Genomic DNA, 12599 nt, shown 5'->3' on the forward strand with positions numbered 1-12599 from the left:
ATTTCTACAGAATGGTGCGGACGCGCCAGAGTTCGGGGAACAGCTCCACCTCCAGCATGCGTTTGAGATAGCTGACGCCACCGGTGCCGCCGGTACCGCGCTTGAAGCCGATGACGCGCTCGACCGTCGTCACATGGTTGAAGCGCCAGCGGCGGAAATAGTCCTCGAAGTCGACCAGCTTTTCGGCGAGCTCGTAGAGCATCCAATACGTCTCCGGCGCCTCGTAGACGATCCGCCAGGCCTGCAGCACACCCTCGTTGAAGCTGTGGGTCTCACGAACATCGCGCGCCAGCACCGCGGCCGGCATCTTCAGGCCGGTGCGGTCGGCGAGCCTGAGCACCTCGTCGTAGAGGCTCGGCGTCGCCAGTTCTGCCTCGAGCAGCTTTGTCGTCTCCGCATCATGCGCGTGCGGCTTGAGCATGGCGTGGTTGCGGTTGCCGAGCAGGAATTCGATCAGCCGGTACTGGCGCGACTGGAAACCGGAGGACTGTCCGAGCTGCGATCGGAAACGCGTGTACTCGCTCGGAGTCATCGTGCGCAGCACGTCCCAGGCGTTGTTGAGCTGCTCGAAGATCCGGGACATCCGCGCCAGCATCTTCATCGCAGGCTGCACCTCGTCTTTGGAGATGGAGCGGCGTGCGGCACTGAGCTCGTGGATGGCGAGCCGCATCCACAGCTCCGTGGTCTGATGCTGGATGATGAACAGCATCTCGTCATGCGCTTCCGACAGCGGGTGCTGCGCGCCCAGGATCGCATCCAGCGCAAGGTAGTCGCCGTAGGACATCCGCCTTGCGAAATCGGTCTCGGCGCCTTCGCTTGCAGGATCGTAATCGCTGGACGTCATGGGCAGGCCCTTTCGGTCGATCTTCCCCGCTTTGCTCAGTCGAGGCCGATCAAGCGCGCGGTGATCGGCGACGACGGATCCTTCAGCCCGTCGATCACGGTAAAATGGTTCAGGCCGGGATCGACGACGAGGCGCGTCGGCACGTCGAGGCCGGTCCAGACATTGGCCATCAGGTCGGACTGGCGGATGAATTCCGGCCGCTCGCTGCCACCGACCCAGGCGGTGACGGGCGAAAGCCCGCGCGGCAGATGCAGCGCCGCGCTTTCGAGCGTCGCCTCCTCCATGGTCAGGCCGAGCGTCTCGTTCATCTTGGTCTTCAGCAGCGGACGCAAATCATGCAGGCCGCTGATAGAGAGCGTGCCGGCGACGCGGTTGTAGACGGCCGGCTCCAGCCGGCTGTCGTCACACAGCATGCGCGTGACGAGGTGGCCGCCGGCCGAATGCCCGGCGAGCCGGATCGGCCCGGAGACGAGCGAGGCTGCCTTGGCGATCGCCGCGGCGATCTCGGCGGTGATGTCGGAGATCCGGGCGGCCGGCGTCAGCGTATAGCTCGGCAGCGCCACGCTCCAACCATGGCGGTGCGCGCCTTCGGCCAGATCGGTCCAGGTCGACTTGTCGAAGCGCATCCAATAGCCGCCATGGACGAAGACGACGAGCCCGTTGCTGTCGCCGTCGGGCAGGATCAGGTCGAGGCGCTGGCGCTCACCTGCGCCGTAGACGATGTCGGGTCGAAAATTCTTCAGCCCGGCACGATAGACCGCGGCACGCTCCGCCCATTGTGCCGGCATTTTGTCCGAGCCCGGGATATGGGCCGAATTGGCGTAGGCATCATCCCAATCGCGCATTGTGACTCCCGGGGACTCGTCCAGCAACCTGACCAGTCTGCCACTGCCGCGCCCGGCATCCTAGTCTTTATTTTAAGCTTAAAGTATTTGGCGCTGGTGGATGGGACGTTCCGTCATTGCCAGCGCAGCGAAGCACTCCAGTCTGCCTCCGCGGTGGCAGTCTGGACTGCTTCGTCGCAAGAGCTCCTCGCAATGGCGGCGGAGAGAGCTACGCCTTCTCCACCCCGCACCATTCCGCAATGAACAGCGCCATCGCCCTGGTCGTCTTCTTCAACGACTCCAACTCGACGAACTCGTTGAAGCCGTGCATCTCGCCGCCGCTGGCACCGAAGCACAGGCTCGGGATGCCCTCGTTGAGGCCGTAGAAGCGGGTGTCGGTGAGCGCGGTGAAGACGAGATCCTCCGGCAGACCGCCATAGACCTTGCCGAACGCCTTGGCGAACGCGGCCTCCGGCGCGGCGGAATCGGTCAGTTCATAGCCTTCGGACAGGAAGCCCGACCACTCGATCTCAGGCGGATTGTTGGCGAGGAAGCGGTGGTTGCGCGCGGCAGCCGCGACGCAGGCCGCAATCTCCTTCTGGTGATCGGCGATCGACCAGCCCGGCAAGACCGCGATCCGGCAATCGACGTCGCACCAGGCCGGCACGCTGGAGGCCCAGTCGCCGCCCTTGATGATGCCGGGGTTGAAGTTGATGGGATGGTTGAGCGTCTTGAAGTGCTTGTCAGCTTTGGCGCGCTCATTCCACTCGATCTCGAGCTTCTGCAGCGCCTGGATCAGATGATAGGCAGCCATGATCGCGTTCGCGCCGGAGCCGGCAAAGGCGACATGGGTCGGGTGCCCCTTCACACGCAGGCGAAACCAGATCACGCCGACTTGCGAGCGCACCATCTTGCCGCCGGTCGGCTCCGGAATGAAGCAGGCGTCCGCGCGATAGCCGCGCTGCAGCGTCGACAGCGCGCCGACGCCGGTGCTCTCCTCCTCGATGACGGACTGGAAGTGGATCCGCGCCGTCGGCTTGAAACCCGCGGCCTTGATCGCATCCAGCGCATAGAGCGCGCCGATGGTCCCCGACTTCATGTCGCAGGCGCCGCGCCCGAACATCTTGCCATCCTTGACGACGGGAGAGAATGGCGGCGTGTCCCACAATTCCAGAGGACCGGCGGGCACGACGTCACAGTGGCCCTGCAGGATCAGCGATTTGCCGGCGTTCGTTTGCGGGCGGTAGGTCCCCACCACCGAACGCGCCTTGGAGAAATCATGCTCGATCGGACCGAAGCCGCGCAGATCCTTGAGGTCCTCGACATCGATGTGCCAGTCGTCGACCTCGTAGCCGCGTTCGCGCAGGAGGTCGCCGATCATGTCCTGGCACGGCCCCTCCGCCCCGCGGGTCGAGGGGATCGCGACGAAATCGCGCGTGGTTGCAAGCTGGGCTTCGAAGCCGGCATCGACGGCGTCGAGAATCCTCTGCTGCGTTTCGGCATTCATCAGGCAACTCCAGGCAGTTCATTGGTCCCAAGGAGGCGCAAGCTAGCCGATTTCAGCCGTTCGGGTACTCCACAAAATATGCATCCCGCAATGCATCTTCGAGCAGGCGGCCTTCCGAATAGCCATTGAGCGTAGCGGGCCGGCTGACCCCGTCGAGCAGGCGCGGGCACGGCTCGGGCGCGCCGAGCACGGTACGAACCGGGATGCGTTCGGCATAGATCGGCAACGCATAGTCCTCGTCGTCGTCGGCAACACCCTTGGCGCGTATCTTGGCCGAGGCTTCCTCAATCTCCATCGCGATGAAGGACGTCGCCTTGATCTCCTGCGTGGTGCTCGCCCGCAGGCTCGCGGTGCGATCCGGAAAGAAGCGGTCGACCATCGCGATCACCGCCCGCTCCTTCTCCTCGGCATCGGTGACGAGATAGGCGGCGCCGAACGCCATCACCGCGCGATAGTCGGCCGAGTGATTGAAGCCGCAGCGCGCCAGCACGAGGCTGTCGAGATGGGCGACCGTCAGGCACACGCGCTCGCCTTTGGTCTGGTTGCGCAGCATCCGGCTTGCGCTCGAGCCGTGCCAATAGAGCTTCGTACCCTCGCGCCAGAAGAAGGTGGGCGTGCAATAGGGCTGGCCGTCGATCACGTAGGAGACGTGACAGAGCATCGAGGAGTCCAGGATGCGATGGACGGTCTCGTGATCGTAGAAGCCGCGGTCGTGCCGGCGCTTCACCTGGTTGCGCGCCGATGTCGGATAGGAATTCGAAGTCTCGGTCTGGCTCACGGCCGCTCCTGCTCGGATTGGAAGAAAACTGGAAGCAGTTGTAGCGGCGCATTTGGTCTGCGATAGTTCCAATTCCATGAGAAATATTCCAACCAATTCCCTGCCCTCGGCTGCCAAGTCTTCCTTGCCGACAAAGACCGGGCTGCCGCTCGACCTTACCGGCCCGCACGTCACGCCGGGCGCCTCCGCCGCGCACCGGCTCTATCAGGCGCTGTGCGAGATGATCGTCTCGGGCCTGGTCAAGCCTGGCGAGCCGCTGCCGCCGTCGCGAACGCTGGCCACGCAGGCCGGCTTCCGGCGCAACGCCGTCGTCATCGCCTATGAGCGCCTGATCGCCGACGGCTTCGCCGAGGCAACCGTCGGCTCCGGAACGTTCGTCGCCGCGCGCATTCCTGCGCGCACGGCCGAGCCGAACAGGCCGAAAGTCATTGTGGAAACGCCGGGACAAGGCGCGTTCGCGCTCGGCTGCACCCACATCGACGAACGCGCCGTGCAACGCTTCCGTGCCTTCGTCGGCCGGCGCATGCGCAACTTCGGGTCGGAGCATCTGCACTATGGCGATCCCCGCGGCAGCCGCGAGCTGCGCGCGGCAATCGCCGATCATCTGTTGTCGGCGCGCGGGCTGCGCTGCGATCCCGATCAGATCATGCTGACCTCAGGCACGTTGCACGCGCTACGCATCGTGCTGAGCGCGATCCTCAGGGCGGGCAACCAGGTCTGGTGCGAAGACCCGGGTTACCCGGCCGCGCGGAAAACCATTGCGAATTGCGGCTATCGCGCCGTGGGCGTTCCCGTCGATGAGCACGGGATGCGGGTCGCCAAGGGCCGCATCGCAGGGCCGGCCGCGCGCGCGGCCTATGTCACGCCGTCGCATCAGTTTCCGCTGGGCGTGCAGATGTCGATGCAGCGGCGGCTCGAGCTTCTGGACTGGGCGAGGCAGGCCGGCGCCTTCGTGCTGGAGGACGATTACGACAGCGAATTTCGCTATGACGGCGCACCGCTGATGTCGCTCGCCGGCATCGATCGCCTCCAGCGTGTGATCTATCTCGGCACCTTTGCCAAGACGCTGTTTCCCGGCCTGCGCATCGGCTATTGCGCCCTACCCGAACGTCTGATCGCGGACGTGACGGCTGCGCGCGCGGCGCTCGACCGCTTCCCCGGCACGCTGATGGAAGGCGCGGTAGCCGACATGCTCAATTCGGGCGCGTTCGCCGCGAACCTCAGGCGCGTGCGAAAGCTCTATCGCGAAGCGCGTGACGCATTGGCGGAAACGCTGGAGGCTGAATCCCACGGCGCGCTGTCGGTACCGGTGCCGTCACAAGGCCTGCATCTCGTCGCCCGGTTCGATCGCTCGGTCGATCTTTCGGTGGCAGCGCGGGCCAAGCAGGCGGCCGGCGCGGAAGGCTGGCTGTTGGCCGACACCTATTCGCGCGCGCGGCCTCTGCCCGGCTTCGTGCTCGGATTTTCCGGCCATGCGGTTCCACAGCTCGTCGCCTCCGCCGAACGGCTCGCGCGGGAATCGCGCGCAGCCTTGCGCACCGGGAACAGATCGGACCGGCAGACCTGACGAAGGTTCACTATTAGAATCGCGGGCTCGTCCTTACATTGCGGTATCAATGCCGGGATCTTTCGCCATGCTGTTTCGCCGTGCTGCTTGCCTCTCAATCCTGATCTCCGCCGCGCTCGCGACGACGGCGCACGCCGTCACGGTGGGACGCGAGCAGGACATCGTCGATCTCAAGCTTGGTCAGCGCGTACAGGTGGATGACGGAACCTGTCCCGCCGGACAGGTCAAGGAAGTGCGCGGAACGAAGATGACCGACAAGGGCGTCGCGCGCACCGCCGCCTGCGTGCCGCGCTACGGTCCGAAGACAAAATAGTTACTGCTTCGCCGGGTCGAACATGCACTGCAGAGTCGGCTTGGCGATCTTGGTGAAGGTCGGGCCGATCTCGCCCTGCTTGGACGCCGGCACCCAGTCGGTCTCGATGGTGGGCACGCCGGTCTCGCTGATGCCGCGCAACAGCGCTTCGCGCAGATCGCGGTCCTCGACGGCGGCTGCGGCATGATCGTGCAGGCAGCCGCAAACTTCCTCGGGATGTTCCCACCGCCCCAGCATCCGCGGCGCACATTGGCGCACGAATTCACTGCGGGGATCCGGTAACCTGGAGGGCGCGCGCACCTGCGCCTGGGCAGCATTGATCGTCAGAACAGACACGAACACAGCGGCGCAAAATCGAACGATCATGACGGCCTTTATCGGCTGATTTTCTTGTTGCTGATCAGAAGCGCGCGGCGACCACGATCGACTGCGTCGTGGCGGTCGTGATCGGGGAGCCGCTGTACTGGAAAGTTCCGACACCGGGGAGATTGCCGTCCGGCGAGCCTGCGAACGAAGAACCGGCAACAACGAAGCCAAAGGCAAGGATGAAGCTGAGCGCGCGCATGGTCTTGTCTCCGAGTTCCCGTGGCCGGCGGTGCGCCGTTCGTCGTTGTGAAGCTGATAACCATGGGCGGTTTCGCCCGTGATGCGCCCAAAGCGCAAAATGGTTTCATCTCCGGGAGAATTGTTTCGTCCGGCCAGAGACGACGACACAATTCGCCGGAAAGACCAATCATTTCAGATGGGTCTCACTGCAGCTCAAGGTAGCCTGCCAAGTTCCGGCTGCTGTGCCTGAACACTCCGGAGGGAGCGGCCGTCATGCTCCCGCCTCACCTGCTTCACACGCATTTTACGTTTTTCTGCTGAATGGAGCGGCAAACGAAGGCTGAGTTGAACCGAGGTCGCATCGGCCGCGACCCAAGCCATCGAAGCCAGGACGCCCGGATCACCGGGCGCGTTCAGTTGAGGGATGGCCATTATGGTGGCGCAAGATCGCGCAATGCCGCGCGAGGCGGAACAACGGAACGACCGCGGAGATCACCGATCAAATCGTGTCGCCTCAGCCGGTGCGATGTCGCTGCAATCCGGCCGCGGCTTTGAAGCCGCGCCACAAGCGTTCGTGCGGCTGACCGGCTCGCACCTCGTCAAACCGCAGCCCCGCCGCGCCAAGTGAAGCGCCAACGCGTCACTGCGTGAACGCAAGCGCGTCACTGAGTGAAGAACTCGCCGCACTTCTGGACGTTGGCGTCCGCCGGCCCCCACGGCATGATCGGCACGCTCGAGGTCGAGTTCTTCGGCGAGCCCTCGATAATCCTGTCCGAATAGACCATGTAGACCAGCACGTTGCGCTTGGTGTCGCAGCCGCGCACGATCTGCATCTTCTTGAAGAACAGCGAGCGGCGCCGTCGGAACATGTCGTCGCCCTGCTCCATCTTGTTCTTGAACTTGATCGGACCGATCTGGCGGCAGGCCAGCGAGATGTCCGAAACCTCCTCGGCAAGGCCCAGCCAGCCCTTGAAGCCGCCCTTCTCCGGCACGGTGAAATGACAGGCGACACCCTCGATTTCAGGATCGTCGAGACCATAGGTCGCGAGCTTGTCGTTCGGGCTCATCCATTTGAACACGGTGGAGCGGCGGAAGATCAGATCGGGCTCGTCGGCGGCCGAAGCGGACGCGGCCGGCACGACCAGGGCCAGGAGGAGGAAAGCGAAGCCTTTCAAGCGTATGTTGGAAAGACTGAGGAAACGAGATGACATGAAGTTCTCCGGTAACAAGTCGCCACAATGTAGGTATGAGACGGCCACTCAGGAAGACGACGGACCGACGGGCGCGGCCGCCGTTTACCGCTCCGTGAGGCTTTTTTGCTACGACTTGGACAAAAGTAGCGGACGGCAGAACCGCCATGCTGGTGAACGCGTATCCCCTCTGCGAGACTAACGTCTGATTTGGATTATGGATTCGAGGATGAACAGCGTGAACGGGTCGGGTTTTTCTGCCACACCGGCGCGGCTGTGGCAGGTCGCCATTTTGACGGCGGCGGGTGCGATCGGCGCGACCAGCCAGGCAGACGCAGCATTTTATTATTGGACGGATTATTCCGACGGGTCCTATTACGCCCGGCAGGACCGGCGCCCCGAGATTCCGCGCCAGAAGCCGCAGAAGCGCGGCGCGACCGGCAAGAAAGAAGTCGTCGCCGAGAAGGAAGCCGGCACCAAGCCGCAAGGGCCGCTCGTCATTGTCGTCTCGATCGACCGGCAGAAGGTCACCGTCTACGACACCAACGGCGTGTTCGCGCAATCGCCGGTGTCGACGGGCATGAAGGGCCATTCGACGCCGATGGGTGTGTTCAGCGTCATCCAGAAGCACAAATTCCACCACTCCAACATCTATAGCGGCGCGCCGATGCCGTATATGCAGCGGATCACCTGGTCCGGTGTCGCCATGCATGCCGGGGTGCTGCCGGGCTATCCGGCCTCGCATGGCTGCATCCGCATGCCGATGGCATTCGCGGTGAAGATGTGGAATTGGACCAGGATGGGCGCCCGCGTCATCGTCGCGCCCGGCGAGATGTCACCGCACAGCTTCTCCCATCCCCTGCTCGCCTCCGTGCGGGTGCCGCCGCAGCCTGCGGCCAGTCTCGAGCCGCAGACCAATGTCGGCGACAAGGCCGACAAGGGCGCCGCGCGAACCAAAGCCGCCGACGCCAAACCGGTCGAAACCAAGCCCGTCGAAACCAAGACCGCCAGCGCCGACAGCGTATTGGAGCTGCGCACCTCCGTCGGTCACACCGTAATGTCGGATGTGACCACGGGCAATGCAGGAACTCACGAAGTAGCCACCGCGCCGGCCGACAACGCCAAGACGGCCGAAGCATCGGATTCAGCCAAGCCTCCGGCGGAAGATGTTGCCAAGCCGGTGAACGCGGACAAGCCTGCCGACAAGGTCGAGGCCGGGAAGAGCGAGCCGGTCAAGACGGACGCTGCTTCTGCGAAGACACCCGATGCGCCGGCTCCCGCGATCGCCGCCTCGCCCGACGCGAAGAAGGACGACAGCCGTGTTGCCGAACCGGCGCCGGCTGCAAAACCGGAAGCGCCCAGGCGGGCCGGCCAGATCGCCGTCTTCATCAGCCGCAAGGATTCCAAGCTCTACGTACGGCAGAATTTTGCGCCGCTGTTCGAGGTGCCGGTCACCATCGCCACGAGCGAGCGACCGCTCGGCACGCATATCTTCACCGCCGAACTGGACAAATCCGATTCCAATGCGCTGCGTTGGTCGGTGGTATCGCTGCCCGTCTCCGCCCGCTCCGCGGCGCGCGTTGACGACGCTCGCCTCGCGCACCGCCAGCGTGGCGCGGCTGTGATCCCCGTCGCCGCCAAGCCCGTGGTCACGCCGGACAGCCCGGCCGCGGCCCTCGACCGCATCTCGATCCCGGCCGACACCATGGCGAAGATCAACGAAATGCTGACGTCGGGCGGCTCCATCATCATCTCGGACCAGGGCATCAACCAGGGCGAGACAGGCGAAGGCACCGACTTCATCGTCCGCTTGTACTAAAGCGCTTCGAACGAAGTGGATACCGGTTCGCGTCAAGAAAACGCGTCAACAGCGTACCGTTGCACGGCGCCCGATAACGCGGTGTTGACGAGGCAGGTTGCAGCGGCGGAGTAACATGCGGTCCGGATCATTTCGGGGGACGCCGTCATGATGAATCGCAGAACCATGCTCTTAGCTGCGCTGGCCGGCACGCTGGCGCCTGCAACGCGCGCGCTCGCCGATAGCGGCATGAGCCGGATCCCGGCCTACGCCTTTTCCTTCCCAGCCTTGTCCGGCGACGACATCCGCCTCGCCGCTTTCACCGGCAAGCCGCTGCTGGTGGTCAACACGGCCTCGCTCTGTGGCTACACGCCGCAATATGCCGGCCTGCAGGAGCTCTGGAACGAGTTTCGCGCGCGTGGGCTCACCGTGATCGGCGTGCCTTCCAACGATTTCGGCGGCCAGGAGCCCGGCGGCAGCAGCGAGATTACGGAGACCGCGCACCACCAATATGGTGTTACCTTTCCGATCACGGCCAAGGCCATCGTGGTCGGCGCAAAGGCGCATCCGTTCTACAAATGGGCTGCCGAGGCGCGGCCAAGGGACGTTCCGCGCTGGAACTTCCACAAATATCTGATCGGCCGCGACGGCTATATCGCCGAGGTCTTTCCGTCCTCGGTCGAACCGGCCGACACGCGGATCAAGACGGCCATTGCCAGGACGCTGGCCGACAGTTGATGCGAGGCGCGCTCAATCCGGCTGGGCACAATTGTGACGGGATGCCAAACAGCCGTTGCAATGGCGATGGCCCACCATCTAGGCTAGGATCGTTTGGGGCAGGACGGTTGTGCCGAAGGCGAAAAGCAGCGGCGGAACAACGGGATCAATCTCGAGGACAACACCATGCGTGTGGCGGCAGGACTGATTTTGGCAAGCGCGATGTCGGTCGCGATGACCGGCGCAGGATGGTCGCAGACCCCGGCCGCAAAGCCCGCAGCCGCGACGCAAGCCGCCCCAGCGACGACGACGCCGGCCGCAGCCGCGCCGACGGCGGCTCCGCCAGCAGCTCCCGCGCCGGCCGCAGCACCAGCGGGCTTCGTCAATCCGCCCCCGCCCAAGCAGGCACCGCAGCCGGCCCGCGCGGCCTGCAACACGCCGGGCGCGCTCGGTGTCGCCCGCACCGTCGAGATCGACACCACGGGCGGTCCCGGCTTTGGCTTCGAGCACTTCAAGGAGCTCGACTTCCTGCGCGACAAGGAGGTGGTGCTGACCTTCGACGACGGCCCCTGGCCCAGGAACACGCCCGCTGTGCTGAAGGCGCTCGCCGACGAATGCACCACCGGCATCTTCTTCTCGATCGGCAAGCACGCGACCTACGAGCCGGAGATCCTGAAGCAGGTCTACAACGCCGGCCACACCGTCGGCACTCACACTTGGTCGCACGCCAATCTCAACAACAAGAAGCTCACCGAAGCGCAACGCAAGGAAGAGATCGAGAAAGGCCTTTCCGCTGTGAAATGGGCGCTCGGCGGCATTTCGCCCTCGCCGTTCTTCCGCTTCCCGGCGCTTCAGCATCCGCCGGAGATGGTCACCTATCTCGGCAACCGCAACACCGCGATCTTCTCCTGCGACATCGACTCCTTCGACTTCAAGGCGTCCAAGCCCGAAAAGATCGTCGAAACCGTGATGAAGAAGCTCGACACCAAGGGCAAGGGCATCATCCTGATGCACGATTTCCAGAAGCACACGGCGGAGGCCCTGCCCGAGCTGCTCAAGCGCCTGAAGGCCGGCGGCTACAAGGTGGTGGCGATGCGCGCCAAGTTCCCGGCTTCGTCGCTGCCCGAATACGACCAGGAGCTGCTCAAGGACGCCAAGCTGCCGACGGTGAGCCAGCGCCCGGTCAATTCCGTGGTGACGACCGTTTCCGAATAGACGGCATTGTCTTTCCGTATCGAAGGCTACGTCATCGTCTCCGCCGACGGCATGCTCGCCGACGCCAGCAATGTCATGCCCGACAGCCTGAAGTTCGAGGGCGACAAGCTGTTCTTCGAGCAGGCGCTCGACCGCGCCGCGCTGATCGTGCACGGCCGCAACTCGCATGAACAGCAGCCGAACTCGCCGCAGCGCAAGCGGCTGATCGTCACCCGCAAGATCAAGCCGCTCACCGTCGATCCCGAGATGCCGAACGCGACGCTGTGGAATCCGGAACATGCGAGCTTCGAGGAAGCCTGCGCCTTTGCCGATGTCGCCTCCGGCATGGTCGCCGTGATCGGCGGCCCCGTCGTGTTCGACATGTTCATGGACCGCTATGATACGTTCTGGCTGTCGGAAGCCCCGCATGTGCGCCTGCCCGGCGGCGAAGGCTGTTTCGTCGGGGTGCCGGCGCAGACGCCGCAGCAGGTGCTGACGTCACACGGGCTGCAGCCTGATGCGCCCTATCTACTCGACGCGGCGCACGGCGTGACCGTGACCCCGTGGCGACGAACGTAGGCCCTCAGACGTCCCCGTAGGCCGCCTCGGCCGGACGCGTGGTGCGGCCGTATCCCATGATCATGAACAAGGCGCCCATGATCGACAGGTTTTTCAGCGCGTCGACCACCATCTTGGCGTTGTCGGGCGGCGCCTGGTTCCAGAAATCGTCGAACAGCACGGTCGCAATCGCGACGTAAACGATCATCAGCATTGCGAAGAACCGGGCTCCGAAATTCAGTGCGATCATCAGGCCTGCGATGATCTCGAGACCGCCGACGGCGATCGCCAGCAGCTGCGGCGTGGTCATGGCGGTGGCCGTCTCGATTTGCTTGGCGTAAGGCGCGACGATGTCGGGCACCACCACCTTGGTGGCAATGAAGTCGGCGGTCGCCTGGATGGCAAAGAGCTTGGTCGCGCCCGTGTAGATGAACAGCACGGCGAACAGGATCCGCCCGAAAGTCACGAACGCTGGCATGATCGGCCTCTTGGCAAAGCGCTAAGCACGGAACGCGCGAGGATTATGAAGAGTCGCGCGCCGCTTTACAAACGGGGAAATGGAGAACTGAAAGTATTACAAGGTGGCGACGCGGGCGGCGTAGTGGCGCTCCCCAGCGGAATCGAACCCTTGGACGAATTCGATCACCATTCTCTCGACGTCATGGGCGGGCTTGACCCGGCCATCCACGGCTTGTCCCGCGGCACGACGATCGTGGTTGCCCTGGACAAGCCCGGGCAGGACGAGTTCGGGGAATGCTGATCC

15 protein-coding genes are annotated in these 12599 nt (G+C 64.3%); 7 read left to right on the forward strand and 8 right to left on the reverse strand.

Going from position 1 to position 12599, the window contains the following annotated elements; all coding sequences use genetic code 11:
- Nucleotides 1-4 precede the first annotated feature (4 nt).
- The 4 genes from kynA to C7G42_RS21835 all read right to left on the reverse strand — a co-directional run bounded on the left by kynA (nt 5) and on the right by C7G42_RS21835 (nt 3953).
- Nucleotides 5-844, reverse strand: a complete 840-nt coding sequence (gene kynA, locus C7G42_RS21820; RefSeq protein WP_106950987.1) for a tryptophan 2,3-dioxygenase — start codon at nt 842-844, stop codon at nt 5-7.
- 35 nt (nt 845-879) lie between these two features.
- Nucleotides 880-1689 (reverse strand): hormone-sensitive lipase, encoded by an 810-nt coding sequence (locus tag C7G42_RS21825; protein WP_106950988.1) that lies wholly within the window; start codon nt 1687-1689, stop codon nt 880-882.
- A gap of 208 nt (nt 1690-1897) precedes the next feature.
- Nucleotides 1898-3175, reverse strand: coding sequence for an ArgE/DapE family deacylase (locus tag C7G42_RS21830; RefSeq protein ID WP_106950989.1), 1278 nt, complete (start codon nt 3173-3175; stop codon nt 1898-1900).
- Nucleotides 3176-3227: 52 nt separating this feature from the next.
- Nucleotides 3228-3953 carry a pyridoxamine 5'-phosphate oxidase family protein gene (locus C7G42_RS21835; RefSeq protein ID WP_106950990.1) on the reverse strand — a complete coding sequence of 242 codons (726 nt, stop codon included), beginning with the start codon at nt 3951-3953 and terminating at the stop codon, nt 3228-3230.
- 76 nt (nt 3954-4029) lie between these two features.
- Between C7G42_RS21835 and pdxR the strand changes: the two genes are divergently transcribed.
- Together pdxR and C7G42_RS21845 are read left to right on the forward strand one after the other, a co-directional pair.
- Nucleotides 4030-5520 (forward strand): MocR-like pyridoxine biosynthesis transcription factor PdxR, encoded by a 1491-nt coding sequence (pdxR, locus tag C7G42_RS21840; protein WP_106950991.1) that lies wholly within the window; start codon nt 4030-4032, stop codon nt 5518-5520.
- Between the two features lie 67 nt (nt 5521-5587).
- Nucleotides 5588-5833: a DUF6719 family protein gene (locus tag C7G42_RS21845; RefSeq protein WP_106950992.1), complete on the forward strand. Its 246-nt coding sequence runs from the start codon at nt 5588-5590 to the stop codon at nt 5831-5833.
- Here C7G42_RS21845 and C7G42_RS21850 read toward each other — a convergent pair whose 3' ends face one another.
- The 3 genes from C7G42_RS21850 to C7G42_RS21860 all read right to left on the reverse strand — a co-directional run bounded on the left by C7G42_RS21850 (nt 5834) and on the right by C7G42_RS21860 (nt 7590).
- Nucleotides 5834-6199, reverse strand: coding sequence for a hypothetical protein (locus C7G42_RS21850; RefSeq protein WP_106950993.1), 366 nt, complete (start codon nt 6197-6199; stop codon nt 5834-5836). It abuts the gene before it with no gap.
- Between the two features lie 34 nt (nt 6200-6233).
- Entirely contained in the window at nt 6234-6398 is a 165-nt protein-coding gene (locus tag C7G42_RS35400) for a hypothetical protein (protein WP_199581049.1), read from the reverse strand.
- 643 nt (nt 6399-7041) lie between these two features.
- Complete coding sequence (locus tag C7G42_RS21860; protein WP_106950995.1) at nt 7042-7590, reverse strand: CreA family protein; 549 nt, start codon at nt 7588-7590, stop codon at nt 7042-7044.
- Nucleotides 7591-7798: 208 nt separating this feature from the next.
- Here C7G42_RS21860 and C7G42_RS21865 point away from each other — a divergent pair, with 208 nt between their 5' ends.
- The 4 genes from C7G42_RS21865 (at nt 7799) to C7G42_RS21880 (ending at nt 11857) form a co-directional block, all read left to right on the forward strand.
- On the forward strand, nt 7799-9388 hold the full coding sequence (locus C7G42_RS21865; protein WP_199581050.1) for a L,D-transpeptidase: 1590 nt from the start codon (nt 7799-7801) through the stop codon (nt 9386-9388).
- A gap of 147 nt (nt 9389-9535) precedes the next feature.
- Entirely contained in the window at nt 9536-10105 is a 570-nt protein-coding gene (locus C7G42_RS21870; protein WP_106950997.1) for a glutathione peroxidase, read from the forward strand.
- 165 nt (nt 10106-10270) lie between these two features.
- The gene (locus C7G42_RS21875) at nt 10271-11299 is read left to right on the forward strand and encodes a polysaccharide deacetylase family protein (protein ID WP_106951088.1); all 1029 of its coding nucleotides are present in this window, start codon (nt 10271-10273) and stop codon (nt 11297-11299) included.
- A gap of 6 nt (nt 11300-11305) precedes the next feature.
- Complete coding sequence (locus C7G42_RS21880; protein WP_199581051.1) at nt 11306-11857, forward strand: dihydrofolate reductase family protein; 552 nt, start codon at nt 11306-11308, stop codon at nt 11855-11857.
- 4 nt (nt 11858-11861) lie between these two features.
- Here C7G42_RS21880 and C7G42_RS21885 read toward each other — a convergent pair whose 3' ends face one another.
- Nucleotides 11862-12314, reverse strand: coding sequence for a DoxX family protein (locus C7G42_RS21885; protein WP_106950998.1), 453 nt, complete (start codon nt 12312-12314; stop codon nt 11862-11864).
- Between the two features lie 45 nt (nt 12315-12359).
- On the opposite strand from C7G42_RS21885, the gene C7G42_RS21890 reads away from it, so the two are divergent.
- Nucleotides 12360-12596 carry a hypothetical protein gene (locus tag C7G42_RS21890; RefSeq protein ID WP_106950999.1) on the forward strand — a complete coding sequence of 79 codons (237 nt, stop codon included), beginning with the start codon at nt 12360-12362 and terminating at the stop codon, nt 12594-12596.
- Nucleotides 12597-12599 lie beyond the last annotated feature (3 nt).

The organism is Bradyrhizobium sp. MOS003, from assembly GCF_003020125.1.
In the GTDB taxonomy this organism is placed as follows: domain Bacteria; phylum Pseudomonadota; class Alphaproteobacteria; order Rhizobiales; family Xanthobacteraceae; genus Bradyrhizobium.

What these genes read in the sequence shown, in the direction of transcription:
- C7G42_RS35400 (WP_199581049.1), bottom strand. Translation starts at nt 6,398, where the DNA reads ATGCGCGCGCTCAGCTTCATCCTTGCCTTTGGCTTCGTTGTTGCCGGT.
- kynA (WP_106950987.1), bottom strand. Translation starts at nt 844, where the DNA reads ATGACGTCCAGCGATTACGATCCTGCAAGCGAAGGCGCCGAGACCGAT.
- C7G42_RS21825 (WP_106950988.1), bottom strand. Translation starts at nt 1,689, where the DNA reads ATGCGCGATTGGGATGATGCCTACGCCAATTCGGCCCATATCCCGGGC.
- C7G42_RS21830 (WP_106950989.1), bottom strand. Translation starts at nt 3,175, where the DNA reads ATGAATGCCGAAACGCAGCAGAGGATTCTCGACGCCGTCGATGCCGGC.
- C7G42_RS21865 (WP_199581050.1), top strand. Translation starts at nt 7,799, where the DNA reads ATGAACAGCGTGAACGGGTCGGGTTTTTCTGCCACACCGGCGCGGCTG.
- C7G42_RS21875 (WP_106951088.1), top strand. Translation starts at nt 10,271, where the DNA reads ATGCGTGTGGCGGCAGGACTGATTTTGGCAAGCGCGATGTCGGTCGCG.
- C7G42_RS21885 (WP_106950998.1), bottom strand. Translation starts at nt 12,314, where the DNA reads ATGCCAGCGTTCGTGACTTTCGGGCGGATCCTGTTCGCCGTGCTGTTC.
- C7G42_RS21890 (WP_106950999.1), top strand. Translation starts at nt 12,360, where the DNA reads ATGAAGAGTCGCGCGCCGCTTTACAAACGGGGAAATGGAGAACTGAAA.
- C7G42_RS21845 (WP_106950992.1), top strand. Translation starts at nt 5,588, where the DNA reads ATGCTGTTTCGCCGTGCTGCTTGCCTCTCAATCCTGATCTCCGCCGCG.
- C7G42_RS21860 (WP_106950995.1), bottom strand. Translation starts at nt 7,590, where the DNA reads ATGTCATCTCGTTTCCTCAGTCTTTCCAACATACGCTTGAAAGGCTTC.
- C7G42_RS21870 (WP_106950997.1), top strand. Translation starts at nt 9,536, where the DNA reads ATGATGAATCGCAGAACCATGCTCTTAGCTGCGCTGGCCGGCACGCTG.
- pdxR (WP_106950991.1), top strand. Translation starts at nt 4,030, where the DNA reads ATGAGAAATATTCCAACCAATTCCCTGCCCTCGGCTGCCAAGTCTTCC.
- C7G42_RS21850 (WP_106950993.1), bottom strand. Translation starts at nt 6,199, where the DNA reads ATGATCGTTCGATTTTGCGCCGCTGTGTTCGTGTCTGTTCTGACGATC.